Annotated in this window: 22 protein-coding genes; 16 read left to right on the forward strand and 6 right to left on the reverse strand. The window is 56.9% G+C overall.

The window, feature by feature from the left end:
* The first annotated feature begins 3 nt into the window (after nucleotides 1-3).
* From PSTEL_RS03120 to PSTEL_RS03130, 3 genes are all read left to right on the forward strand, one after another.
* Entirely contained in the window at nucleotides 4-1167 is a 1164-nt protein-coding gene (locus PSTEL_RS03120) for a glucose-1-phosphate adenylyltransferase (RefSeq protein ID WP_038693427.1), read from the forward strand.
* Nucleotides 1168-1193: 26 nt separating this feature from the next.
* A complete protein-coding gene (glgD, locus tag PSTEL_RS03125) occupies nucleotides 1194-2297 on the forward strand; it encodes a glucose-1-phosphate adenylyltransferase subunit GlgD (protein ID WP_038693429.1) in 1104 nt (367 codons plus the stop codon).
* Nucleotides 2298-2366: 69 nt separating this feature from the next.
* The gene (locus tag PSTEL_RS03130; RefSeq protein WP_038693431.1) at nucleotides 2367-4802 is read left to right on the forward strand and encodes a glycogen/starch/alpha-glucan phosphorylase; all 2436 of its coding nucleotides are present in this window, start codon (nucleotides 2367-2369) and stop codon (nucleotides 4800-4802) included.
* A 109-nt stretch (nucleotides 4803-4911) separates the two neighbouring features.
* Here PSTEL_RS03130 and PSTEL_RS03135 read toward each other — a convergent pair whose 3' ends face one another.
* Nucleotides 4912-5391 carry a GAF domain-containing protein gene (locus PSTEL_RS03135; RefSeq protein WP_038693433.1) on the reverse strand — a complete coding sequence of 160 codons (480 nt, stop codon included), beginning with the start codon at nucleotides 5389-5391 and terminating at the stop codon, nucleotides 4912-4914.
* Between the two features lie 233 nt (nucleotides 5392-5624).
* On the opposite strand from PSTEL_RS03135, the gene PSTEL_RS03140 reads away from it, so the two are divergent.
* The 3 genes from PSTEL_RS03140 to PSTEL_RS03150 all read left to right on the forward strand — a co-directional run bounded on the left by PSTEL_RS03140 (nucleotide 5625) and on the right by PSTEL_RS03150 (nucleotide 8241).
* Nucleotides 5625-5924 carry a hypothetical protein gene (locus PSTEL_RS03140; RefSeq protein ID WP_038693435.1) on the forward strand — a complete coding sequence of 100 codons (300 nt, stop codon included), beginning with the start codon at nucleotides 5625-5627 and terminating at the stop codon, nucleotides 5922-5924.
* 154 nt (nucleotides 5925-6078) lie between these two features.
* Nucleotides 6079-6645, forward strand: a complete 567-nt coding sequence (locus PSTEL_RS03145) for a GNAT family N-acetyltransferase (protein ID WP_038693436.1) — start codon at nucleotides 6079-6081, stop codon at nucleotides 6643-6645.
* Nucleotides 6646-6714: 69 nt separating this feature from the next.
* Nucleotides 6715-8241 carry an MDR family MFS transporter gene (locus PSTEL_RS03150; protein ID WP_038693437.1) on the forward strand — a complete coding sequence of 509 codons (1527 nt, stop codon included), beginning with the start codon at nucleotides 6715-6717 and terminating at the stop codon, nucleotides 8239-8241.
* A gap of 311 nt (nucleotides 8242-8552) precedes the next feature.
* Here the strand turns inward: PSTEL_RS03150 and PSTEL_RS03155 are convergent, their stop codons facing one another.
* Nucleotides 8553-8855 (reverse strand): putative quinol monooxygenase, encoded by a 303-nt coding sequence (locus PSTEL_RS03155; protein WP_038693438.1) that lies wholly within the window; start codon nucleotides 8853-8855, stop codon nucleotides 8553-8555.
* Nucleotides 8856-9264: 409 nt separating this feature from the next.
* On the opposite strand from PSTEL_RS03155, the gene PSTEL_RS03160 reads away from it, so the two are divergent.
* On the forward strand, nucleotides 9265-10509 hold the full coding sequence (locus PSTEL_RS03160) for an IS110 family RNA-guided transposase (protein ID WP_038693440.1): 1245 nt from the start codon (nucleotides 9265-9267) through the stop codon (nucleotides 10507-10509).
* A gap of 349 nt (nucleotides 10510-10858) precedes the next feature.
* Here the strand turns inward: PSTEL_RS03160 and PSTEL_RS03165 are convergent, their stop codons facing one another.
* On the reverse strand, nucleotides 10859-11326 hold the full coding sequence (locus tag PSTEL_RS03165) for a MarR family winged helix-turn-helix transcriptional regulator (protein ID WP_038693441.1): 468 nt from the start codon (nucleotides 11324-11326) through the stop codon (nucleotides 10859-10861).
* Between the two features lie 314 nt (nucleotides 11327-11640).
* Between PSTEL_RS03165 and PSTEL_RS03170 the strand changes: the two genes are divergently transcribed.
* The 3 genes from PSTEL_RS03170 (at nucleotide 11641) to PSTEL_RS03180 (ending at nucleotide 15070) form a co-directional block, all read left to right on the forward strand.
* On the forward strand, nucleotides 11641-12960 hold the full coding sequence (locus PSTEL_RS03170) for an MFS transporter (protein WP_052098162.1): 1320 nt from the start codon (nucleotides 11641-11643) through the stop codon (nucleotides 12958-12960).
* 122 nt (nucleotides 12961-13082) lie between these two features.
* Nucleotides 13083-13796 (forward strand): ABC transporter ATP-binding protein, encoded by a 714-nt coding sequence (locus PSTEL_RS03175; protein WP_038693442.1) that lies wholly within the window; start codon nucleotides 13083-13085, stop codon nucleotides 13794-13796.
* 17 nt (nucleotides 13797-13813) lie between these two features.
* Nucleotides 13814-15070: an ABC transporter permease gene (locus tag PSTEL_RS03180; protein WP_038693444.1), complete on the forward strand. Its 1257-nt coding sequence runs from the start codon at nucleotides 13814-13816 to the stop codon at nucleotides 15068-15070.
* Nucleotides 15071-15393: 323 nt separating this feature from the next.
* Here PSTEL_RS03180 and PSTEL_RS03185 read toward each other — a convergent pair whose 3' ends face one another.
* On the reverse strand, nucleotides 15394-16653 hold the full coding sequence (locus PSTEL_RS03185; protein ID WP_038693446.1) for a BaiN/RdsA family NAD(P)/FAD-dependent oxidoreductase: 1260 nt from the start codon (nucleotides 16651-16653) through the stop codon (nucleotides 15394-15396).
* A gap of 353 nt (nucleotides 16654-17006) precedes the next feature.
* On the opposite strand from PSTEL_RS03185, the gene PSTEL_RS03190 reads away from it, so the two are divergent.
* The 3 genes from PSTEL_RS03190 to nadE all read left to right on the forward strand — a co-directional run bounded on the left by PSTEL_RS03190 (nucleotide 17007) and on the right by nadE (nucleotide 20022).
* The gene (locus PSTEL_RS03190) at nucleotides 17007-18542 is read left to right on the forward strand and encodes a two-component system sensor histidine kinase NtrB (RefSeq protein WP_169744527.1); all 1536 of its coding nucleotides are present in this window, start codon (nucleotides 17007-17009) and stop codon (nucleotides 18540-18542) included.
* A 131-nt stretch (nucleotides 18543-18673) separates the two neighbouring features.
* Nucleotides 18674-19108: a BrxA/BrxB family bacilliredoxin gene (locus PSTEL_RS03195; protein WP_038693448.1), complete on the forward strand. Its 435-nt coding sequence runs from the start codon at nucleotides 18674-18676 to the stop codon at nucleotides 19106-19108.
* A gap of 104 nt (nucleotides 19109-19212) precedes the next feature.
* On the forward strand, nucleotides 19213-20022 hold the full coding sequence (nadE, locus tag PSTEL_RS03200) for an NAD(+) synthase (RefSeq protein ID WP_038693449.1): 810 nt from the start codon (nucleotides 19213-19215) through the stop codon (nucleotides 20020-20022).
* Between the two features lie 212 nt (nucleotides 20023-20234).
* On the opposite strand, the gene PSTEL_RS03205 is transcribed toward nadE, so the two are convergent.
* Nucleotides 20235-21059: an alpha/beta hydrolase family protein gene (locus PSTEL_RS03205; RefSeq protein ID WP_038693451.1), complete on the reverse strand. Its 825-nt coding sequence runs from the start codon at nucleotides 21057-21059 to the stop codon at nucleotides 20235-20237.
* Between the two features lie 211 nt (nucleotides 21060-21270).
* On the opposite strand from PSTEL_RS03205, the gene acpS reads away from it, so the two are divergent.
* On the forward strand, nucleotides 21271-21687 hold the full coding sequence (gene acpS / locus PSTEL_RS03210) for a holo-ACP synthase (RefSeq protein ID WP_038693453.1): 417 nt from the start codon (nucleotides 21271-21273) through the stop codon (nucleotides 21685-21687).
* A 41-nt stretch (nucleotides 21688-21728) separates the two neighbouring features.
* Nucleotides 21729-23024 (forward strand): A/G-specific adenine glycosylase, encoded by a 1296-nt coding sequence (gene mutY, locus PSTEL_RS03215; protein WP_052098163.1) that lies wholly within the window; start codon nucleotides 21729-21731, stop codon nucleotides 23022-23024.
* 155 nt (nucleotides 23025-23179) lie between these two features.
* Here mutY and PSTEL_RS03220 read toward each other — a convergent pair whose 3' ends face one another.
* Nucleotides 23180-23845 carry a GntR family transcriptional regulator gene (locus PSTEL_RS03220; RefSeq protein WP_038693455.1) on the reverse strand — a complete coding sequence of 222 codons (666 nt, stop codon included), beginning with the start codon at nucleotides 23843-23845 and terminating at the stop codon, nucleotides 23180-23182.
* Nucleotides 23846-24009: 164 nt separating this feature from the next.
* On the opposite strand from PSTEL_RS03220, the gene ilvD reads away from it, so the two are divergent.
* Nucleotides 24010-25725, forward strand: coding sequence for a dihydroxy-acid dehydratase (ilvD, locus tag PSTEL_RS03225; RefSeq protein ID WP_038693457.1), 1716 nt, complete (start codon nucleotides 24010-24012; stop codon nucleotides 25723-25725).
* Nucleotides 25726-25783: the final 58 nt, after the last annotated feature.

Below are 25783 nucleotides of genomic sequence, written 5' to 3' on the forward strand. Positions count from 1 at the left end.
CTAATGAAGAAAAAGGAAATGGTGGCCATGCTTTTGGCTGGAGGTCAAGGGAAAAGACTGAAGAGCTTGACCAAATCGATTGCAAAACCGGCTGTTTATTTTGGAGGCACCTACCGCATTATCGATTTCCCGCTAAGCAACTGCACCAATTCGGGAATCGACACTGTAGGTGTTTTGACTCAATATGAACCTCTCGTACTGAGTTCCTATATCGGCATCGGCAGCGATTGGGATTTGAACCGCAAGAACGGGGGCGTTTACGTCCTGCCTCCTCATGAGAAGGAAGACGGCAGCAGCTGGTACCGGGGAACCGCTGATGCCATTTACCGCAATCTGAAATTCGTCGACCAGTTCGATCCCGAGCATGTACTCATCCTTTCAGGCGATCATATATACAAGATGAATTACAACGCCATGCTGGAATACCATAAGGAAAGAAACGCCGACTGCACAATCTCCGTCATCGACGTCCCCATGGAGGAGGCGAGCCGGTTCGGCATTTTGAATACGGAAGAAGATCTGAAGATTTACGAATTCGAAGAGAAGCCTGCCCAGCCGAAGAGCACGCTGGCTTCCATGGGCGTCTACATTTTCAAATGGGATGTTCTGCGCCGCGCCCTGCTGGAGGATGGCGAGAATCCGGCGTCCTCCCACGATTTCGGCAAGGATATTCTGCCTTCGCTGCTCTCCAAGGGCAGATCCATGTACGCCTATCCGTTCAAGGGATACTGGAGAGACGTCGGCACGGTCAACAGCCTGTGGGAAGCCAATATGGACCTCTTGAGCGACAATCCGCCTCTTAATCTGAACGATCCTGCCTGGAGAATTTATACACGCAATCCGAACCAGCCGGCCCAGTATGTCGCACCGGGCGCATCCGTCTCCGGCTCCATCATCAACGAGGGCTGCATCGTCTGCGGACATGTGCGGCATTCCGTTCTCTTCTATGGCGTTGAGGTAGGAGAAGGCAGCGTTATTACGGATTCCGTGATCATGCCGAAGGTCAAGATCGGCCAGAATGTCCGCATCCATAAAGCCATTATCAGCGAGAACACGGTAATCGAGGACGGCATGGAGATCGGAACCGAGCGGGAGAACGAGGACGAAATTCTGCTGATCGACAACCGGAACAAGAAACGCCGCTCCATCCCGGTCAAGACCGTATAAATCATAGTAGAAGGGGACGGATTTCTATGAAACAGCTCATGGGAGTAATCAATCTGGATCATGAATTGGACCATTTGAACGAATTGACCTATTTCCGGTGCGGGGCGGCTGTGCCTTTTGCAAGCCGTTACCGTCTGATCGATTTCGTTCTGTCCAATATGATGCACGCCGAGCTTGAAAGCGTTGGCGTATTCGTTCGCCGCAAATACCGCTCGCTGATGGACCATCTGGGAGACGGGAAGTCCTGGGATATGAACCGCAAGCATGGCGGGCTGTTCATTCTGCCTCCGGACTGGAACGATCCGACCGATACGTCGCTTGGGGATCTTCAGCATTATCATAACAACCTGGACTTCTTCAAACGGGCATCCGCCAAATATATCGTGCATTCCGGAAGCCAGCATATCAATACGGCCGACTTCCAGAAAGTGTTTGATTATCATATTCAAAAAGGCGCTGACGTCACGCTCGTCTACAAGAAGATCGACCAGCTTCAGCCCGAGCATGATCCCTGCCTGCGGCTTGAGGTCGGTGAAGACGGCTTCGTGACGAACATCCACCAGGAGAAGACCCATCCCAATGTCTATCTGGATTTGTTCATTATGGAGAAGGAGCTCTTTCTGCAGCAGGTGGAATACTGCATCGCCCACGGTGAAAGCTACTTCTTCCGGGATGCCATCCAGAAGAGACGCGGCAATTTCAAGATCGCGGCTTATGAGTATACCGGCTATCACGCCGTCATCAATTCGGTGGCCAGCTATTACAAGAACAGTCTGGAGCTGCTGAAGCGTGAGGAGTACCTGAGCCTGTTCCGGGACAATCCGATCCAGACCAAAATCAAGTACGAGGCGCCGACCCGTTATCTGGAGAGCGCGAACGTCAGCAACTCGCTTGTGGCGAATGGCTGCGTGATTGCCGGAACCGTGGAGAACAGCGTCATCTTCCGCGGCGTTCAGATTCATAAGGGAGCGAGGGTCGTCAACTCCGTCGTCATGCAGAAGTGCGTGATCGAGGAGGATGCTGTGATCGAGAATGTGATTCTCGACAAGGATGTCCAGTTGAGCCGGGACCGGATTCTGGTCGGCGACAGCAAGCGCCCGTTCGTCATTGCCAAGAGCAGCAAGATGTAAGGAACAATAGTGCAAGGAATTCCGGCGCAGCCGTTATCCCGAATATGGAGATCAGGAGGAAACTGCCAGTTGTTTACCAATAAAGAAGCATTCAAAGAAGCGTTTGTCGATCGTTTGGTCTCAAGCTTGGGCAAGCCGCTGGAAGAAGCCTCGGATGCCGACGTTTATCAGGTGCTTGGCAGTCTGGTCCGCGCCCAGATCGGGCGGAACTGGGCCGATACGAACCAGAAATACAAGAACGGCCAGGAGAAGCAGGTCTATTACTTCTCGATGGAGTTCCTGATTGGCCGCCTGCTCGGCAACAATCTGCTGAACATGGGCGTGCTGGAGATGGTTCGGGACGGACTCGCCGATCTCGGCTTCCGTCTTCAGGATATCGAGGAGCAGGAGGCGGATGCGGGTCTCGGCAACGGCGGGCTCGGCCGGCTGGCGGCCTGCTTCCTGGATTCACTTGCTTCGCTGCAGTATGCGGGACATGGCTGCGGCATCCGGTACAAATACGGCTTGTTCGAGCAGAAAATTGTGGACGGGTATCAGGTCGAGCTTCCTGATACATGGCTCCAGAAGGATAATGTGTGGGAGGTTCGCCGGGAAGACAAGAGCGTCGATGTCCGGTTCTGGGGACGGATCGAAACCGGTAAAACCGGAGACCGCCTTACCTTTGAACACAAGGACTACGAGACTGTCCGCGCCGTGGCTTATGACATTCCGATTATCGGCGCGGACCGGCGGCATGTGAACACTCTCCGCAACTGGAGCGCGGAATCCATCCTTCAGCCGGATCGGACGAGAGGGCTTGAAGCAGGGACTGATTATCATAAATTCCTGGAATACAAGCGCTCCGTGGAATCCATTTCGGAATTCCTCTATCCGGACGACTCCCAGTACGAAGGCAAGCTGCTTCGCCTGAAGCAGCAGTATTTCCTCTGCAGCGCGGGTCTGCAGAGCATACTGCGTACCTTCTCGAAGCTGAACCTCCCTCTGTCCGCGCTGCCGGACAAGGTGGCTCTGCATATCAACGATACGCATCCGACCCTGGTCATTCCGGAGCTGATGCGGATTCTGATGGACGATAAAGGCCTGGAATGGGATGAAGCCTGGAGCATGACAACGCGCATGGTCTCCTATACGAACCATACCATTCTCAGCGAGGCGCTGGAGAAATGGCCGGTGAATATGGTACGGGAGCTTCTGCCTCGTGTTCATATGATCATTGAAGAGATTAACGCAAGATTCTGCGCCCAGCTTCTGGACCGGTATCCGGGGGATCAGAACCGGATTTCACAGATGGCGATTATTTACGGCGACCAGGTCCGGATGGCGCATCTGGCCATTGTGGCGAGCCATAGCGTCAATGGTGTGGCGGCGCTTCACACCGATATTTTACGGAAACGGGAAATGAAGCTGTTCGATGAATTTTATCCGCACCGCTTCAACAACAAGACCAACGGCATTACCCACCGGAGGTGGCTGATGCACGCCAATCCCGAGCTGGCATCGCTCATCACCGAAGCGATCGGGCCGCGCTGGATCCGTCATCCGCAGGAAATGATCGGCCTGATCAAGCTCTGCGAGGATGCTTCCTTCCAGCAGAAGATCGGGGAGATCAAGCGGAGCAACAAGCTGCGGCTGGCGGAGTACATCAAGAACAAGCATCATACCGACGTCGATCCGGACTCCATCTTCGATGTTCAGGTCAAGCGCCTGCACGCCTACAAGCGTCAGCTGCTCAATATCCTGCATATCATCCATCTCTACAACCAGATCAAGGCCAGCCCGGGGCTCGACATGGTGCCGCGTACCTTTATCTTTGGGGCCAAGGCTGCCCCGAGCTACCATCTGGCGAAGCGGATCATCAAGCTGATCAACACCGTGGCCGACATCGTGCAGAAGGACAAGGACGTGAACGGCAAGATCCGGATATTCTTCCTGGAGAACTACTCCGTCTCGCTGGCCGAGAAGATTATCCCGGCGGCGGATATTAGCGAACAGATCTCGACCGCGAGTAAGGAAGCCTCCGGAACCGGAAACATGAAATTCATGATGAATGGAGCGCTGACGGTCGGTACGCTCGATGGAGCGAATGTCGAAATGCATGAAATGGTCGGAGACGGCAACATGTTCCTGTTCGGGCTGAGCGCCCAGCAGGTTATGGATTACTACCAGTACGGCGGCTATTACGCCCGCGACATGTACAATAGTGACAGCCGGATCAAAGAGGTATTGGAGCAATTGATTACACCGGGGCCGATCTGCTGCTATCATCAGGATTTCGAGAATATTTACCGCTCGCTGCTCGACAACAACGACGAGTTCTTCGTGCTGAAGGACTTCCCGGGCTATGTCGAGACGCATGTCGAGATTGACCGGGCCTACCGCAACCGCAGCGAATGGCTGAAGAAGTCGATTATCAACATCGCCCATTCCGGCAAGTTCTCCAGCGACAACACGATCAGCCGCTATGCGTCCGAAATCTGGAACATTCGGCCGATTCCGCTGGTTTAATCTGGGCAGCTTTCATAAGCCCGTTACACATCAAACGGCTGTACTCCGAATGGAGCACAGCCGTTTGGCGTTTGCTTGGGAAATATGAATATAAGGGATAAAGGACGGACTACAGCACGTCGACCACTATGGAAGCGAAGCGTTCCAGGAAACGCCGTTCTTCGTCGTCAAAGCGGTGCTTCAGCGGACTGTCGATGTCCATGACGCCAATCAGCCGTCCTTCTTTGATCAGAGGCACGACGATTTCACTGTTGGATGCGGCGTCGCAGGCGATATGTCCCGGGAAGGCATGCACATCATCCACGACAAGCGTCCGGCGTTCCTGCGCGGCTGTGCCGCAGACGCCGCGCCCGAGCGGGATGCGGATACACGCAGGCAGACCTTGAAACGGACCCAGGACAAGCTCGGTGCCGTCGAAGAGGTAGAAGCCCGCCCAATTCGTATCTGCCATAGAGAATTTAAGCAGCGCCGAAGCATTCGCCAGGTTAGCGATTGAGTTCGGTTCATCTTTGATTAACGCTTCCAGCTGGGAGAGAACGGAGGCGAACCGTTCGCTGCGCGTTCCGTCATAGGGCATGGCCTGAAACATGGAGCATCACCTTTCTGTGGGGAAAGTCTGTCTCTTTCGTAAAGTGGTTGTAATAATCAACATAGTACAGCTTTTGAGCAGCCGTCAAGCCCCCGGATTGTTTTGTCAAATAATAGCTTTAATGTGTTCTGTTTCGGTGTGGGCCTTGTGTTTCCCTAGCCCGGTCAAAGGGTAATTACTTCATGAATATCCCTTACGAATGAGAGGCTTAAATGGCCGGAAGGAGTTATTATATGCGAGCTGATGTTCAGAACATGTTTATTGGAATTCACATGCTCTATAACGCCCGCGCACGGAACCTGACGGTGACGGATATGCAGAATGAGCTTGAGAATTTCGGGTATCGTATTGGCGAGCGGGAAGTCAAACAGGAACTGGAACGGCTGACGCAGGACAACTTTCTGACCGCCCATGGCGAGGAGTACAGCATTACGGGTACGGGAATCGAGGAGTTCAAGGAGATTCGGGCCAAGCTTGAGCTGCTGTGCAGCGAGGTTCTTAAACCGGCCAAAGCTGCGGTCAAGGCGGAGTAACACGGGGCGAGGATTGCCTGATTACGGTACGTATGCATACGAAGGATAACGATGGCGTCTGAAGGGACCCGGCGGCTGCCGGCCTTTTCGGACGCTATTTTTGTCAGCCAAGGTGCAGTATAATGGATAAGTTGGAAAAAAGGAGGGGCAGCTCATGGAGATGACCGGCGGGATGGCGCCGATACTGACGGGACGCCGGGTTGTGCTGCGCGCTCTGCGGCGCGAGGACGCCGGTTCGCTTCTCCGCTGCTGGAGTGATCCGGAAACCGCGCGTTGGCTCGGAATTGTACCTCCCGGGTCGGTGCGGGAGGCGGAAGCGCTGATCAGCGTCCTTCTGGAGATGGAGGCCGTGCAGGAGAGTCTGCGGTGGAGCATTACGCTGCACGAAGGGGAGGTCATCGGCAGCTGCGGCTATAATCAGTGGCAGCTGGCGGGAGCCTACCGCGGCGAGATCGGCTGCGAGCTTGCTTCCTCGTACCAGGGCATGGGCTATATGCGCGAGGCCCTCGCGCTGATTGTGCCATACGGCTTCCGCGAGATGGGACTGAACCGGATCGAGGCGCTGTGTCAGCCGGGCAATGTCCGGGCCGGCCGGCTGATGTCGTCGCTCGGTTTCCGGCGCGAGGGCACGCTGCGCGAATACCGGCATACCGCCAAAGGATATGCCGACGTGGATATGTATGCGCTTCTGCAGCGGGAATGGCGGGGGACGATGGCCTGAACGGAGAGACCGCTTCTGAAGGCATACATGCACTTATGATACTGATAGAGAGAGAAGGATTACGATTTCATGAAATTACCTAGAATAACGGAACGCGGCCTCATCTTGACCGGTGTGCTGCTCGCTACCTTTCTGGCCGCGATTGAAGGAACGGTTACGGGTCCGGCGGGACCCGCGATCGTCGGAGACTTCGAAGGCATGCAGTGGCTTAGCTGGATTTTTACGGCCTATCTGCTTGCCATGGCGGTAACGACGCCGATCTTCGGCAAGGTTAGCGATCTGTTCGGCCGTAAGCCCGTATTTCTCGGAGGGACGGCCGTCTTCCTGGCGGGATCGCTGCTGTGCGGCATGTCCGGCAGCATGGAGCAGCTGGTTGCGTTCCGCGCACTCCAGGGAATCGGGGCGGGCGCACTCATTCCCATGACGTTCACCATCATCGGCGATACATACAGTATTGAAGAGCGGGCCAAGACGCAGGGCCTGCTGAGCTCCGTCTGGGGCATCTCCTCGCTGGTCGGGCCGCTGCTCGGCGGCTATGTGGTCGAATACTTGAGCTGGCGATGGGTATTCGTCTTCAATCTGCCGTTCGGCCTGCTGGCGATGCTCTTCATCGCCCGCTTCCTGAAGGAGAAGAATGTACGCCGCAAGACGCAGATCGACGGCTGGGGCGTTCTGCTGTTCGCGGTAGGCATGAGCGCACTGCTGTTCGCTCTCTCCACGGGAGGCCAGACCTATCCCTGGAGTTCGCCGCTCATCATCACAGCGCTTGCAGGAGCCGTGGTGCTGCTCGCCTTGTTCCTGGCGGTGGAACGGCGCGTTCCGGAGCCGATGCTGCCCCTGAACCTGTTCCGGGTGCGCAATATCGCGTACTCGACAGGAGCTAATCTGCTCGTCAGCACGCTGATTATCGGGTTGTCCACCTACGTGCCGCTGTGGGTGCAGGGCGTTGATGGGGGAAGCGCAGCGATGTCCGGTCTGCTGCTGGCGCCGATGTCGGTCGGCTGGATGTTCGGCTCCGTGGCGGGCGGACGCATGATTCTGCGAGCGGGCTCACGCCGGACGGCGATGCTGGGGCTTGCGCTGATTGTGGCAGGCGCCGCCGGACTGGCCCTGCTGAGTCAGGGAACGCCGGAGTTCTGGCTGCTCCTGCTGACGCTGCTGTGCGGTGTCGGCTTTGGCTACTGCTCGACGGTCTTCACCATCATCGCCCAATCCTCGGTTGGCCGCGAGATGAGAGGGGCGTCCACGGCGCTGAACACCTTCACCCGGTCGCTCGGTCAGACGGTCGGCGTCGCCGTATTCGGCTCATGGCTGAACCTGCGGATCGCCACTCTGCTGGAGAATTCCGCCTCGGCGGGCGTGAGCGCCGAGGACGTCAACAGGCTGCTGAACGGCGGAGAGGGAGCTTCTCCTGCGGGCAGCACGAACGGCATTCTGCGGACGGCGCTCGAGGGCGGCCTGCATTCGCTGTTCCTGATGATGGCGGTGATCGCCGCGCTGTCGCTGCTCATTGCCTGGGGGCTGCACACCGGCATCCCGTCGCAGGAGCTGGAGCAAGGCCAGGAGGGAGACAAGCTGTCTGTACATGAAGCCTAGGGCTGGAGTGACTGACACGCCAAGTTCACCTCCCGGTCATGGTCAAGCTGAGTAGTACAAGGCTGCGTGGGACAGCTTCGTTCTTATACTAGAACAATGTAACGTAGTCGCATAGATGGGCACTCCACGGACGGGACCGTTGTTCAATCATGTAGACACAAAACGCAGAGCAGCGATCCTCCAATAATCGGAGATTCGCTGCTCTGGTTTTTTTATGCAATCTTATTTGAGCGGGCTGTCACACTTCGAGGAAAAGTCTGCTATGGGGCAAACTCTTTGTTGAATATCAAGCTCATTTACTGTTAATAGAGTTACATGCCTTTTCCGCCCAGCGGAAGGAGTTTGATTTGTTCGATGCCTGCAATGAGGGGCCTTGCCTCCTGGATGAGTCTCTTCGACTCTTCCAGTGACAATGAGGCTTGATGAGCCGAAGGGTCACTCCATATTTCGGTCACCCACACGCTGCTCGCGTCGTTGTCTTGAAGGTTCACCACATACAAATCACAGCCTTGAACTGCCTCCATGCCGCCTGCGGCTTCCAGCAGCAGCTCAGCCAGCCTGTCGCGGCTCCCCTCATATGCGGTGAATTTAGTATACAAGCCTAATTTGTCCATATCTAATACCTCCTCGTATAGTATTTTCAAAAGCCTTATATAAGCTAGTTTCCAGTCCCAGAGGGGACTAGCGGCCACTCGAAGATTTACCAGTCACTTGCTCCTTGAACATCGAACAGGGACTGGACTTTCCGGCGTGCTTCTGGACAATGAATCTTAGGGTTCATTCGGGGATATTCTTACGCCTCCCGTAGTCTCATCTACTCCCTAAGTCTGTTTCTCCGGTACGCGTCCGAACTTCTTACCCGCTGGCTGTTCCCTTCGGCAGCCCATGCCTGGCTTTAGCAGACCCAGGGCAGCTCATGGACCGAAGCGTGTTCTCATACGCGAGGGTGAGGTTGGGCGCGTGCGCCGGAGGCATCCCGGAGCGTCCATTCCCTGAATCCCTAAATGAAAGGAGGAATTCCCCTTGAAGCTTTTTGTCGGAATTGACGTGAGCTCCCAAGAGCTCGAAGCGTGTTTCATGAACGCGGACGGCGACAACTTCGAATCGTTCACCGTCCCGAATAACCTTCACGGCGCTTCTCACCTTCGCGATCGTATCGTGGTCGCAGCGGACAAGCTTGCCGTATCTGAGATTCACATCGGCCTTGAGGCCACTTCCGTCTACAGCTGGCACCCGGCCATGTATTTCCACCAGGACCCGGCACTTCGTGAGCGCAAGACCAAGGTGTTTACGCTGAACCCCAAGCTCATCTGCAAGTTCCGCGAAGCTTACGCCGACATGGACAAGACCGACCGTCTGGATGCCTGGGTCATTGCGGATCGCCTTCGCTTCGGCCGCCTGACGACCACCCTCGTCATGCAGGAGCAGTATATCGCGCTCCAGCGCCTTACGCGCATGCGTTTCCACTTGGTGCACAACCTCGCCCGGGAGAAGCAATACTTCTTGCAGAACCTGTTCTACAAGTGCAATGCCTTCACCACCGAAGTGGACAGTTCAGTATTCGGCCACGCCCTCATGGAAATGCTCTCGGAGAAGTTCAGCCTCGATGACATTGCCGAGATGAATGTTACCGACCTGGCTGACTATCTGCGGGACAAGGGGCGGAATCGCTTCCCCGACCCTGAACGTGTGGCTCGCTGCATCCAGCAAGCCGCCCGCGCCTCCTACCGGTTGTCGAAGGTCGTGGAAGATTCCATTGACCTTGTGCTCGGCACGTCCATCGAGTCCATCCGCAGCATCCAGAAGCAACTCAAGGATCTGGACAAGGCCATTGAACGCATTCTGGACGGCATCCCGGGCGCGCAGTGCCTCCTGTCGGTGCCCGGCATCGGCAAGGTCTACGCCGCCGGCCTGCTCGGTGAACTCGGCGACATCGAACGGTTCAAGGATCAGGCCGCCGTGGCCAAGTATGCCGGCCTTACATGGCGAAAGCATCAGTCCGGCGCCTTCGAAGCCGAACACACCGCGCGCATCAAATCCGGCAATCGATTCCTGCGCTACTACCTGGTTGAAGCTGCCAACTCCGTTCGATTGCGCGATGAGGAATTCGGTGAGTACTACCGGAAGAAATATAACGAAGTGCCCAGAAATCAACACAAACGCGCCCTCGTCTTAACGGCAAGAAAACTCGTGCGTCTGGTCGATGTGCTGCTACGCAACGGCCAACTCTATACGCCTCGAAGGAAGGTGAATAGCGCGAAGAATTAACGCCTTCTTTGCCAAGTCCTTCACCAAATTCCCAGTAAAATTCTGGTATATGATTGAATTTTCGGCTGGGTTTGTTTCGATGCGCCTTTTTTCGTGACTTCTTCCTTGATGAGCCTGGGAAATTTCCAATTCGCACAACTCAGGGACTTGACATCATACCGCTGGACTTACCCACATTCGACGATCTCTGATCGGGAACTTGATCTTGATGACCATTATAGAACGAAAGCTCAGATTCAACGAATGGCTGGATAGCAAAAAGAAACGCACGGCGATCCTTGGAGGGATAACCGTGCGTTTGTGGTTGTATGGGCAAAGAAGGGCGAGAAGACGTTCGCCAAGCATAAGCTTATTTCCGGGGAAGCGGGGACAGCTTCTCGGCCTGAAGGCCCATCTTCTTCAGCAGCGTGATCATCTGCTCCTTCTCCTCGTCATTCAAGCCGCTGAAAGCAAGATGAATGCGCTCCGAATACTTCGGATACATATCGTTCATCAGCTGTTCGCCTTCCGCCGTAAGCTCCGCAAAGATCACGCGGCGGTCGCTGGCGCAGGGCTTGCGCTGCAGGTAGCCGCGCTCCTCCAGCTTGTCGATCACGTACGTCACGTTGCCGCTCTGGAGCAGCAGCTTGGCGCCGATCTGCTGAATCGGCTGCGGCCCTTTATAATAGAGCACTTCCATTACAGCAAAGGCCGTAGGATTGAACCCCTCAATCTTGCTTCCAATGACGGCATGTTCATTGATGCTCTTGAAAGATTTGGCGAACACCCGATACAAATGCAGCGTCAGCTGAGTATCGCGTTCATAGGATTGTATCATGCATCTCTCACCCTTTTAATTTATTCTAACGCGGGCCGCCCGCAGGGTTAACAACACTTCAACCTGAGAGCACGGTCACCTTTACAGTACCTGTATGTATTTATACAATACGTTAAAAAACTTCCGAAAAACATGTGATTTGTCACAATGAGCAACTTTTAATTATTAAAAATCAAAATGCTTTACGTCCCCGGACCGAGGCGGAAATCAGACCCGGGGAACGCGAGCTTCCATTCCGGGGGCCGATGGTTCATTCACTCTTCCGTCTTAAGATAAAGATACGAAAACCAAACGGAAGAATGGAGTGAACGTGAATGTTTACTGTAAACACAATGAAGAGCGCTGATCCCAAGCTGACGGCTAACGGGCCTCTGATGCGGCTTCTGGCCGCGCAGCTTGTATCCAACATCGGAGATTGGCTGTATGTGCTGGCCCTGCTGACTATGGTGGGACTGAAATGGAATGCTACCCCTTGGGAAATCGCCGCCGTCTCCCTCTGCATGGCTATTCCCATGCTGCTCGGCGGCCCGCTTGCCGGGCTGGCTGCCGACCGGATGAACCGCAAGGCGCTGATGATCGGCTCCGACCTCATCCGTGTGGTCATTGTGGGTGCACTGATTTTTGCGAATTCACTGTTTCAGGTCTATCTGCTTCTGCTGATGAAGGGAGCTATGGATGTCGTCTTCTCTCCGGCCAAAAGCGGCAAGCTGAAGGAGCTCGTCTCGTCCTCGCAGATGGACAGTGCGGTTAGCATCAGCTCTGCGATCGAACAGATCACCAAGATTATCGGTCCGGCAGCTGGCGGACTCCTGGTGGCGGCATTTGGTGTATCCGCCTGCTATCTGATCGATGCCGGAACATTCCTCGTCTCGGCCGCGATACTGGCTTTTCTGCCGCGTGAGCAGAGAGAGCGGGCTGCTGCCGGAGAGCACGCAGATCGTAAGAGTGCCGCCTCCTTCCGCAGCGAGCTGTCCGCGGGCCTCCGCCTGATCGCCAGCATGCCCATTGTACTGAGCGGCGTGATCATGCTTGTCAGTGCTCTGTTCGTTCTCAACATCGCCGACTCCCAGGTTGTGACGCTGTTCAGAATTATCCCCGGTATCAGCGGAGATCTGCTCGGCTGGTGCGTGGGAGCGAGCGGTCTTGGCACACTGATCGCGGCGCTTGCAGCGGGCAAACTTGGCGCCTCGCGCCGTCCGCTGGTGTTTATGGGCGGCGGTGCTGCGCTGATGGGCCTCGTATTTGCTGTCGCAGCGGTTGCCACGGCTTACGGCACGCCCGGCACGCTGATCTATATCACCCTGTTCTCGGCCTTTCTCCTGGCCGGCGCCGGAGCTGGCTTCGTCTTCGTTCCTTTCTCAGCGATGCTGCAAAAACGGACGCCCGAGGCGTATACCGGCCGCGTCTTCGGCACCGCGAACAGCCTGACCAGCGCGGCGGTCATTCTGGGGCCGGTCGCCGGCGGCGCGCTGGTTACGGCATCCGGTCCAGTGGTTGCGTTCATCGTATCCGGCCTGTCCGCGATACTGCTCGGGCTGCTCGTTCTAGGGCTGCGCGGGTATATCGAGCGCCGTGACAGCGCCGTAGCGGCAGCAGCACAGGATAGCTCTTCCGCCGCTCATTCCCTGCTGTAAAAACTTCCGGGCGCATGATAAGATAGGGTGGAAAATGCAAGAAAAAGCATGAATCGCGCGAAGCAGCGGGGAGCCTGTACGAGGGACCCCGCTTCTGTGCGATTTCGGGAGATGGAGACAGGATGAGAGATATGGAAGATATCGTGCTGGACGTAGCCATTCAGGAAGCCGGGTATGAAGAGGGCGACGTGCGGATCTCGGGTATCTCGTTCACCGTACGGCGCGGCCAGCTGCTGGGCCTGATCGGCCCGAACGGAGCGGGCAAGAGCACAACGATCAAGACGCTGCTCGGTCTGCTGAAATACGCCAAGGCATCGGTGTCCATCGGGGGAGAGGGCGGAACCTATGCCTATGTGCCCGAGCAGCCGATTTTCTATGAGGATCTGACGCTGTGGGAGCATCTGGATCTGTCCGCCGCTGCCCACGGGCTGGAATACGGAGCTTTTAAAGAGCAAGCAGAGCGGCTGCTGCATCTCTTCGGCATGGAGCATGTGCGCGACGATCTGCCGGCTGGCTTCTCCAAAGGCATGAAGCAGAAAATGATGCTGCTGCTCGGCTTCCTGGCGAAGCCCGACGTCTACATCGTGGACGAGCCGTTCATCGGCCTCGATCCCCGGGCGACAAAGGACTTCCTGCGTCTCCTGGATGCGGAGCGCCGCCGGGGTGCAGGCGTTCTGATGTCGACGCATGTGCTGGATACGGCCGAGAAGATCTGCGACTCGTTCGTGCTGGTATCGGCGGGCCGGGTCGCCGCCTCCGGCACGCTCGGCGATATCCGCGCCGCATCCGGGATGCCCGCGGCGTCGCTGTTCGACTGCTTCGACGCGCTGGCCTAGACGGGAGGAGCGCGAAGATGAATCAACAATACAAATCGGATGGCTACCGCATGCCGTCACCGGCAAGCCTGCTCCGGCTGCGGCTGACCCATCACTGGAAGGAGCAGCTGGCCATCATCCGCACGGCTGCGGACTGGACGGTGCTGCTCTATATCCTGATTCCTGGAGCGCTGCTCGGCGGCCGCTATTACTACGGCTTCTGGCATGATCCGCTGCCGGCTTGGGTGGGGGTCATGCCCTACGCTATGTTCCCGGCCATCCTCGCCCTGCTGATGCAGGGCGGCATCGTGCTGCTGCTTCATGAGGGGGATCTGCTGTTCCTGCGCCAGCATCCGAAATGGCTGCGTACGGTCATGCGGGGAGGCATCCTGTACAGCCTGACGGTGACAAGTCTGATGCTTGCGGCGGGCTTTCTCGTGCTGCTGCCCTTTATGGTTCGCGGGTACGGCATCAGCGGCCCGCAGGCATTAGCTCTGCTCGTGCTCAGTTTGTGCTGCGGCGCCTGCGTCAAGCTGCTCAGGCATCATGCGCGGGTGCGGAAGACGGGCTGGCGCAGATGGCTGTGGCTGACGGCTGCCGCTCTGCCAAGCGTCCTGTTTATTCGCCTCGCCTGGCTTTTCAGCGCGTCGACCGGACTGCTGCTGCTCGCCGCTGCCGTCTATGCCGCCGGTGCCGTGTTGGCTTACCGTTCGCGGATGTCGCTATCCGGGACCTTCCTCGGGGATGTGCGGGAGGATTTCAAGCAGCGGATGAAGATTGCGGGGCTTCTACTGCGGGGCGTTATCGACAAGCCAAGGCCAACCCGCCACAAGCCATGGATATTCCGGCGGTCGCGCCCGCTGCTGCGCACCTATTCGCCAGAAAGCCGGCTGGCGGATGCGTCCATCAAGGCTTTTGTCCGCAATCCCGGGCACCTCAAGCTGTATTTGCAGTTCACCGGGGTCAGCATTATCGCGATTCTGATGGTGCCCAGCTTCCTGAAATGGATCATCTGCATTGTGCTGACCGTTCTGATGGCGTATTGGCTGCTGTCTTTCTGGAAGCTGTTCGCTGCGGATGATTTTATCGCCATGCTGCCGCTCGATAAAGAGCAGAAGGCAGACGCGGGAACTTTGGCGGTGCCCTTACTGATTTCACCTTTCTCTATCCTGTCGGCGGCGTGCGTCTGCTTACCGCTCTACGGCTGGTGGGGGCTAATCAGCTTCATTCCGGCAGGCATCGTGCTCGGCCTCATCGCTTCCCGGATGTTCGCGGCGATCCGCCTGCCCCGGTAAGGCGGCAGAGGCGGAAGGACAGTCGCCGCTGCAAGAGACACAATCGGATACTAGACGAAAAGCGCGGCCGAGGGAGTTCTCTGGCCGCGCTTTTGATGTTGCCCGGATGTAACCGGATGGTGCTCCCTAATGTTATTCCGGACTGAGTCCCGGACTGTAACTGGAAGGTGCTCCCTAATGTTATTCCGGACTGAGTCCCGGACTGTAACCCGGATGTCGCTACCTAATGGTATTCCGGACCGTGTCCCGGATTGCGCCCCCGGTTGCCGTTCGGTTCCCGGCCTATCTTCCGCCACAAGCGGGAGACCCGTCTCCATTCCGTTCTACGATTCAGCCGCGTGCATGCCCGCCGTGTATCCCGTGGAGAACGCTGCGGTGATGTTATAGCCCCCCGTATACCCGTGGATATCGAGAATTTCACCGCAAAAATACAGGCCGGGCATCAGCTTCGATTCCATCGTGCCGGGCTGGATTTCCTTCAGATGAACGCCGCCGCCGGTCACGAACGCTTCTTCCAGAGAGCGGGTTCCGTGGACGGTTACCGGCATGCGCTTCAGGAAGCCTGCAAGGGCGGACTGGCCGGTCTTGGAGAACTGACTGCCCATCACATCGCCGTCGATGCCGGACTTGGCCAAAGCCAGCGGAACGAGCCGGTCCGGCAGCATTCCCTTGAGAATGTTGCGTACGGTCTTCTTCGGATCGGCTTCGAGCTTCTCCCGAATAAGGCGCTCAGCTTCATCCGGCCGCAGATCGGGGAACAGGTCGATGGACATGTCCACCTCGGGTCTGCCGGCCTTGCGCTGCACCTGCCGCAAAAACTGGCTGCAGCGCAGGGCGATCGGTCCCGAGAGACCGAAATGGGTGAAGATCATATCGCCCCGGTGGGCAATGAGCTTCTTGCCTTTTTCGTTCCAGACCGTAAGTATGACATCGCGCAGCGATAAGCCCTGAAGCTCGCCGGACTTGATCCAGTCCTCCCGCGAGACGATCGGCACTTCCGTCGGGTAGAGCTCCGTAATGGTGTGGCCGGCAGCCTCCGCCCAGCGGTATCCATCGCCTGTGCTTCCTGTCTGCGGGACAGATTTGCCGCCCGTTGCAATTATGACCGACCTTGCCCTCAAATCCTTGCCGGAGGCCAGCCGGACGCCCTGAACGCGGTCTTCGCCATACAGAACTTCGGTGACTGGACTGTCCTTCAGTATGGAGACGCCGAGCGCCTTGATTTTGCCGATCAGGGCGGAGACGACGCTCGATGCCTTGTCTGAGACGGGGAACATCCTGCCGTTATCTTCTTCCTTGAGACGGATTCCCAGTTCCTCGAAGAAAGCTGCGATCGAACGGTTATCAAAATGATCCAGCGCGCTGTACAGGAACCGGCCGTTGCCCGGAATATGGGCGATCAGCTCGTCTCTTTCCTTCATATTGGTAACATTGCAGCGGCCTCCTCCGGAGATGCCGAGCTTCCGGCCGAGCTTCGCACCCTTGTCGATCAGCAGGACGGACGCACCGCGCTCCGCCGCTGCCACGCTGGCCATCAGGCCGGAAGGACCGCCGCCAATGACGATGACATCATAAGCACTCATGAAAGACTCCTTTTGCAAATAAAGCTTGAATTTTGATCACGGCCATCATACCATTATTGCCCCGCAGGGAGCCAGTCAAGACCGCTCTATTCATAAAACGTCGGCAATGTCGGATTGTGTAATTGTCAAAAAGCCCCATTATGGCTTAATCTAGACTAGCATTCTCTAAATATGCAGTCCGGGCGGTGATCCTCATTCTTATAAGCGAGATCAAAAATATCCTCCTGCAACTTTCCGCTTCTGCCTCTTTTGTGCTCCTCGTCCAGTGGAAAATGATCCGCGGCCCCATCAAGCCCAGAAATCCGAACTTTCCGAACCAACCCGTCCTTCTCCTGATCTCCTGCGGCTTCAGTTTGCTGCTGTGCACACTGCTGTCGGGCAAGATGTTCGGCGTGCTCTATATCAATTGGGGACTTTTGCCCGCTTATATCGGTATTCTGTACGGCAGCTCCCGCACCCGGACGGGACTGGCCGCACTGATGCTGGGCAGTATGTACCTCTCGTCCCTGAGGGATGTTCCCGGCCATATTCTGCTCAACTCCGGTCTGCTGCTATGCCCGCTGCTGTTCGGGATGTCGGGCAAATTCCGGCTGGGTACGATAACGGAGAAAATTTTGGTTCTATGGGCGGCTCTGGTGCCAAGTCTTGTTCTGATGGCGTACACCTCGGCGGAATCAGGCTGGAATTACCGTGACACCGATATGCGGCACATGCTGCTGATCAGCATAACTATGGTTGTGTATTTGACCGTCGGCGCGCTCTATATTTATTTGCTTGAGACGGCTTGGGACAAGCTTGAGGTAGATGGGCGGATTGCGAGCCTGTCCGAGAAATTCAGGCAGGAGACCGATAATCTCCGGCAGATCACCGACATGGTACCGCTGAGCATCATCGCCCTCGATGATAACCTTAGAATCATACGCCTGAACGAGACGCTGATGGATAAAATACTGACCCGCTCTCCCGGAGTATCCAAAGGGGATATTGTCAACCGGACGGCCTTTGATCTCATACATATGCTAAAACTCACGATGACGCCGGAAATCGATCAGATGCTGAGTATCATACAACGCAAACAAAGAGCCGCCGAAACGATCCTCTGCTACGGGCGCGTGATTCATTTCATGGCCACTCCGCTTGCATCCAAAGATAAGAATAAGCCCGGCGTCATGGTGATCGTCATGCAGGATATGACGGAGGAGGAGAAAATCCGCAGCGAACTGAGCCATGTTGAGCGTCTTTCGCTCGTCGGACAAATGGCGGCCGGAATTACCCATGAAATCCGGAATCCGATGGCTGTAGTGCGGGGCTTTCTGCAGCTCATGAATGAGAAGTGTCCGCCCGGCTTGGAATCTTATTTTCAGATTGTAATGGAGGAGCTGGACAGGGCGAACGGCATTATTAATGATTTTCTGTCGCTTGCGCGCAGCGGAATGTCGACCAAAGAGGATGTCAATCTGCATGTGCTGCTTGAAGAGCTAGCTCCGCTGCTCTGGGCGGACGCCAACCTGCGCGGCCAGAGCGTAGAGCTGAATCTGTGTGAATCGCTGCCGGCTTTACGAGTGAACAGCAAGGAAATCAAGCAGGTCATCCTGAATCTGGGACGCAATGCGATGGAAGCGATGCAGCCCAAGGGCGTTCTGACACTGGAGACCCGGCAAGTCCTTGGCAGAGCGGAGCTTCTGGTCAAGGATACGGGCAGCGGGATGACGGAGACAGAGCTTGCCAAGCTGTTCACGCCCTTTTTTACAACCAAGGAACAAGGGACGGGACTCGGACTTCCGCTATGCCTCAGCATTATTGAACGTCATGGCGGAACGATTACCGTGAATTCCATTCACGGAGCGGGCACTGTGTTCACGGTCTCCCTGCCATGTGAGAGCGAGTGAAAGGAACATTCTAGATCGGTAAAGAGCTGTTTGGGCTGTGACGTATTCGCTTGACTTTGTACAGGCAGCTTGCTTTCAGAGGGTAGGACTGTATAATAAAGTTAGTAATATAGCAAAGGAGAGTGCCAACCATGTCCATGTCTTTTGACCAATATATGAGAGATACCATTCAGCCGATGCGAGACGATCTGACCAACATCGGGTTCACCGAGCTTACAACGCCGGAAGAAGTGGAAGCTGCGCTCCCGGGAGCCAAGGGTACGGCGCTTGTCGTCGTCAACTCCGTGTGCGGCTGTGCAGCCGGTCAATGCCGTCCTGGCGTGGCCCAGGCACTGCAGAACGACGTTCTCCCTGACCACCTGTTCACGGTGTTTGCCGGACAGGATAAGGAAGCAACGGCCAAAGCCCGCGAATATTTCGCTCCATATCCGCCGTCCTCTCCTTCGATCGCTTTGATGAAGGACGGAGAACTCGTGCACTTCATCGAGCGCCACGGAGTCGAGAATCGTTCGGCCGTTGAAATCGCCGCTGAGCTGAAGGATATTTTTGAGCAATATTGCCAATAAACAGCGAAGCTATAGATTCTCAAGCTCCCGCGGCACCGTCAGTTCGGTGCCGCGGGATTCTTTATTTCCGGATTTGAACTTAAGATGAGAGGAAGTGAATGTCCTTGAGCATGCAGCGCGAGATTATCGAAGTCCTTGGAGTAAGGCCGGAGATCGACGCCGCGAGTGAGGTTCGGAAACGGGTGGATTTCCTGAAAGCCTATCTGCTGGAATCGAACGCCCGGGGGCTGCTCATCGGCATCAGCGGCGGTGTGGACAGCGCCGTGGCGGCAGCCCTGTGCAAGAAGGCGACGGATGAGCTGGCTGTACAGGAAGGACGGGGCTATATGACGCTCGGCGTATTTCAGCCCTATGCGGAGCAGGAGGATATTGAGGACAGCTACACTGTGGCGAAGGCGCTTGGCCTGGAGCATACCGTGGAGACGAATATCGGGGATGCGGTCGACGAGATTGCCCTGGAGACGGAATACGCGTTGAAGGCGCTGGGGCAGCACCGCCATTTGAGCCATCAGGGCAAGGGAAACGTCAAGGCCAGAATGCGAATGACGGTTCAGTATGCGCTCGCCTTTGAGAACCATCTGCTTGTCGTGGGCACGGATCATGCTTCCGAGGCAATTGCGGGCTTCTATACCAAATGGGGAGACGGAGCTGTGGATATCGCGCCGCTGCGCACCTTGACCAAGCGCCAGGTACGGCAGCTGGCCGATTATCTGGGCGTTCCGGCTAGTATTATCGGCAAGGTGCCAACCGCCGGGCTGTGGCCGGGACAGGAGGACGAAATGGAGCTGGGCGTAAGCTATGAGGATAACAGCGATTATCTGGAGGGGCGGGCTGTGAAGCCCGAGATCAGTCAGCGGCTTGAGAATCACTACCGGAGAACGGTCCACAAGCGCAGCGCCATCCCCGGGATATGAGCCTGAGAGGCCGTCTCCTGCGCCGCCGCAGCGATCTGCGGCGGCGCAGGATCATGACTTACCGGGGATGAGAGCAGGAAGAAGGACCAAATGCTGCGGGGGCGGACCAATCAGGATCACCGTAGAAATACGCCTGCGCATTCATGTCATGCGATTTCCCTGCAATGGCGCGGGGCCATAAGGAAGCTGACAAGCGTTATTTCCGGTGAAGGTCACGCCTTCAGCACGCGGCCGATAAAAGCCCGGGTGGCTTCGATAGCCTGTTCCAGCTGTGGGGTGGCGCCTGCGAAAGGGTGAACCGTTCTGAAGGTATGATCGCCTCCCGGAATCTGAACCCATTCGATGTCCGGGCGGACAGCTGTCAGCTGCTCCGAGCCCAGGCGCAGCCGGGCGCCGTCCTCGCTTCCCTGAATCAGGATGACCGGGAAGCCGGCCTGCTGCATGCGCTCTACAATCCGGTAACGCTCCTTCTGCAGCTCCAGGTCCTCCAGGATCACGGCATCCAGTGGCATTTGCTGGCCGGTCCGGCCGTTCAGGACAAAGGCCCTTCCTTTCTCGCGCATATCCTGTTTCTGCTGATCCGTGAACAGATCAAGGTCGGTTACGCCGTTCCAGGAAATGACGCCCGCAATTTCTCCGGGGTGGTCCAGCGCATAGACGAGGCAGTCTCCGGCGCCGCGGCTGTGGCCGAGGAGAAAGAGCGGAAGAGCGCCCAGCTTGGGATGCTGGCTTAAATAGGAGAGCAGAACGTCCAAATCCTGAAGCTCGCGGTCATATGTATTGCGGGCGAACTTCTCGAGCTCGGTGAAGGTTTGGAGATCGTCCCCAATTCCTCCATGGGAGAAATTGAAGGTTACGACTTCATGATTCAGACTCAGGCGTTCGGCGGCATAGGGGAACATTCCCCAATCCTTGAAGCCTTTGTAGCCGTGGGCAATGACGATCAGCGCCTTCGCTTCACCCTGTGAAGGAAAGCGGGTACATCTCAGTACGGCGTCATCCCCTGCCGGCAGTTCAAATTGAATGCCTTGGCTCATGAGAAGCCTCCTCTCTGAATGACGATGGCCTTTCGCCGCAGCCGCTTTCCCCGCGTGAGGTCATGGACTTTGGCATGGAATTCTTTTAAAATATAAGAATTTCGGTAAGCCTATCTTTATCCTTACCATAGCAGAAAGTTGAATTGAACACTATAGCAGCAGATGTCAATTCCCTATTTTCCATAAGGGGAAAAACGAGGAGCGTGTACGCTTGATCTACGGAATCGGGCACGATGTGCTGGACTTGAAACGAGTCTCCGGGCTGCTTGAAGGCAGGCTCGGAGAACGGTTTGCCGCCCGGATTTTGACACCCGGCGAGCTTGCATTGGGAGAAAGCCGGGGCGGGCTAACGGCTGAATTCGCCGGGGGACGATTCACCGCCAAGGAAGCGGTCGTCAAGGCGTTCGGATGCGGTATAGGCAGGGCGATGGGATTCGGAGATATTGAAATTCTTCCGGGTCCGTCGGGACAGCCAAAGGCGGAGGTGTCGGAAGAAGCCTTCGAAAGGCTTATGCTGCCTGCGGGCTACCGCTACGTAATCCATCTGACCATTACTCATACCCCGAAGCTGGCGTCGGCCTTTGCCGTGGTGGAGCAGCTGGAGGATGACCGGGGGCCGTGGGACTAAGATACAGATGCGAAAATACAGACATAGCAAGGAGAATCGGCATGACACTGGATGAGAGGAAGGAAGCGGGCGGAGGGGAGGACGAACTCTTCTTCAGCATGCGGCTGCTGGAGTGGTACAACGGGCAGAAGCGGGATCTGCCCTGGCGGCGCTCCCGCGATCCCTACAAAATTTGGGTGTCGGAAATCATGCTGCAGCAGACGCGGGTGGATACGGTGATTCCTTACTTCAACCGGTTCATCGAACGCTTCCCGACCATTGATGCCCTCGCTGAAGCACCGGAGGAAGAGGTGCTGAAAGCTTGGGAGGGGCTGGGCTATTATTCCCGGGCGCGAAATCTGCAGAGCGCGGCGCAGCAGGTGAAGGAACTGTACGGCGGCAAGGTTCCGGACGACCGCGAGGCGGTGTTCGGCCTGAAGGGTGTCGGTCCCTATACGGCGGGGGCTATTCTCAGCATCGCCTTTAATCGTCCCGAGCCGGCTGTGGACGGCAATGTGATGCGGGTGCTCTCCCGCTTCTTCCTGATCGAAGATGATATCGCCAAGCCGAAGACCCGGATCAAGATGGAGGCTCTGGCGAAATCGCTGATCCCGGAAGGCGAGGCGTCCAGCTTCAATCAGGCGCTGATGGAGCATGGCGCGCTGACCTGCACGCCGAAGTCGCCGCGCTGCCTCGTCTGCCCGGTCATGGAGCGCTGCGCCGGGCGGCTTGCGGGCGTCGAGACGGAGCTGCCCGTCAAGACCAAGGCGAAGCCGCCGCGCCCCGAAGAGCGGCTGGCGGCTCTCGTGGAGGGCCGCGGCGAGCACGCGGGCCGGGTGCTCATCCGGCAGCGGCCGACCCGCGGGCTTCTCGCCCGCATGTGGGAGCTGCCGCATTGGCCGGCGCCGGGAGACATCGGCGCGGGGAGCGGGCGGCCGGGCGAAGCGGCCGCGATGGACCGGCTGCGCCGGTCCCTGGCCGAGGCCGGGGTGGCAGCCCGGCCGGAGGCGTACATGATGGCTGCCGAGCATACGTTCAGCCATATTCACTGGACCCTGCAGGTATACCGCTGCAGGGAGGAGGAGCTTCCGCAGCCGATGGCGGCGGAAGCTCGGGGCTTGTACGCCGCCGGCAGCGGAGCGGCGGCGGGTGGTGACGCGCCGGGCGGCGAGCCGGCGCTGCTCCTGCCGGGCGCAGAGCAGCCCGGCCTCTTCGCCGACGAAGGCGGAGCCGAGGAGGAACGGCCGGACATGCGCTGGATCGGCCGGGAGGACATGGCGAACTACGCCTTCCCGAACGTTTTTCTGAAGCTGCTGAACGCCTACTTTGACGGACAGGAGGCGGCGGGACGCCGCTGAACCGGGGTCAGTGTCTCTTATAAGCGCGCACCCGCTGAAGCGGCCTGCCGACGGCTCCGCCGCAGGCAGACACAGCAGTCTAAATAATGAATAATGAATAACAGCGGCAGTCTTGGACAGGAGTCCAGGGCTGCCGCTGTTTGTTTGAAGCCCCTTTATAACAGCCCGTGCAGTTCATGCATTGGACGCAGAATGTTCTTCCTGATCGCCTCCGCCGCTTTAACGGCATCATGGGCCTCCAGGGCGGCGATAATCTCCGCATGCTCTTCCGCCGAAGTCAGGGAAGCGGTCATTTTTTCCTTGAGAAAGACATACTTGAACCGCTGAATATGCACCTGCAGCGAGGCGTTGAAAGACGCGAGATATGGATTGTCGGCAGCTTCTACAATGAAATTATGAAAGGCCTCGTCCGATTCCATCGCCTGAAAAGGCTGGCCCGTCCGAATGGCTTCCTCGAAGGAAGCGTTGAGTGCCCGCAGCGACTCAATCTGACTACCTGTCAGGTTTGGAGCGGCCTGTTCCGCTGCGAGCGCATGCAAGGCTGCAAGGGTCGGATACATCTTGAGGATATCGTCTTTTTGGATGGTGGTGACGCGTGTTTCTTTCCCGGGCTGCATCGTGACGAGCCCCTGCATTTCCAGAAGCTGCAGCGCTTCCCGGATCGGGGTACGGCTGACAGCCAGGGACTCCGCAAGCTCGGCATCAAGCAGTTTCTCTCCCGGCTGCAGCGTTCCTTCGATAATCCAGCGCTGGAGCTGAGAGAAGGCGCGCTCCTTGGCTGATAAGCGGATGGGAGAGGCAAAATTTTTCGGTACAGGCAATGGAGACAACTCCTAACGGGATATTCTATATGCAATATACCGAATATTGATGAGGCTCGCAAGGAATGCATCGGCTTCATCGAATTAAAACACTTGCAATCAATATATGTATGCGATATATTGCATACAAAAGTAATCCATTTGAGTCATGGGAGATGAAGAACGTGCCGGATAACCGGGATTTAAGAATTCGAAGCAAGGTCATCAGCGAGGGAGTGAACCGTGCGCCGAATCGGGCGCTGCTGCGGGCGGTAGGATTTACAGATGAAGATTTCAAGAAGCCGATGGTCGGTATCGCCAGCACCTGGAGTGAAGTCACACCCTGCAATGTACATATCGACCAGTTGGCTGTGGCGGCGAAGAAAGGGGCGCAGGCGAACGGAGGCGCGCCCTTGATTTTTAATACCATTACAGTCTCGGATGGCGTTGCCATGGGTCATGAAGGCATGACCTTCTCGCTGCCAAGCCGCGAGGCGATTGCGGATTCCATTGAAATCGTGACGAATGCAGAACGGTTTGACAGTCTGGTTGCAATCGGCGGATGCGACAAGAACACCCCGGCCTGTCTGATGGCCATCGGGCGTATGAATATTCCTGCTATTTATGTCTATGGCGGGACCATTCAGCCCGGACAGCTGGAAGGCGAGAAGATTGATGTCATCAGCGCATTTGAGGGTGTTGGGCAGTATCACGATGGGAAGATTACGGAGGAAGAGCTTCATCGGATCGAGTGCCATGCATGTCCGGGGGCCGGCTCCTGCGGAGGCATGTATACAGCCAATACGATGGCTACGGCGGCCGAAGCACTGGGCATCAGCCTGCCATACTCCTCATCCAACGCTGCCATTTCAGAGGGCAAAGCGGCCGAATGCGTAGAAGCGGGCAGGATGGTTATCCAGCTTCTGGAGAAGGGGATTTATCCGAAGGATATTTTAACCAAGAAAGCCTTTGAAAATGCGATTACTCTCGTTATGGCTCTTGGCGGCTCGACCAATGCGTTCCTGCATTTGATCGCCATCGCCCATTCGGTTCAGGTGGAGTTGAGCTATGATGATTTCGAACGAATCCGCCGGACGACCCCGCATATTGCCGATCTTAAGCCAAGCGGCAGGTATGTCATGCAGGATTTGAATGAAATTGGCGGTATTCCCGGCGTGATGAAGCTTCTGCTGGAGCATGATATGCTTCATGGAGATTGTATGACGGTTACGGGAAAGACGCTGGCGGAAAATTTGGCGTCCGTGCCTCCGCTTACCGAACATCAGGAAATCATTCGTCCGCTCGACCGTCCAATTAAGCCGACTGGGCCGCTGGTTGTGCTTAAGGGGAATTTGGCGCCGGATGGAGCCATCGCCAAGATGTCCGGCATCCGCCAGACCCGTTTTATCGGCCCTGCCCGGGTCTATGACAGTGAAGAAGCGGCAACCCAAGCGATCCTGAACGATGAAATCCGCAAAGGCGATGTGCTGGTGATCCGGTATTGCGGTCCAAAGGGAGGCCCTGGTATGCCTGAAATGCTGTCTGTGACAGCCTTGATTGTCGGCAAGGGACTCGGTGAAGAGGTGGCGCTTATTACCGACGGCCGTTTCTCCGGCGGCTCGCACGGTTTCGTAGTCGGCCATGCCGCTCCTGAAGCGCAGATGGGAGGGCCGATCGCGTTTCTTCATGAGGGCGATCTCGTCACGATCGACAGCGAGACGCAGGAGATTTCTTTTAAGGTTACCGGGGAAGAACTGGAGAAGCGCTCCAGGGACTGGGTGCAGCCGCCCCTAAAGGCCAGCACGGGGGTTCTGGGCAAGTACGCCCGGCTCGTGTCATCGGCGGCCCATGGAGCGGTAACCGATCTGTTCGGGCAGGCTGCGGATATTAGAGCTAAATGAAGAAGGCATAAACGCCAAACGCCCGGGCTCCTTCAGGAGACCCGGGCGTTCGTATATG

The organism is Paenibacillus stellifer (assembly GCF_000758685.1).
Classification (GTDB): domain Bacteria; phylum Bacillota; class Bacilli; order Paenibacillales; family Paenibacillaceae; genus Paenibacillus_AQ; species Paenibacillus_AQ stellifer.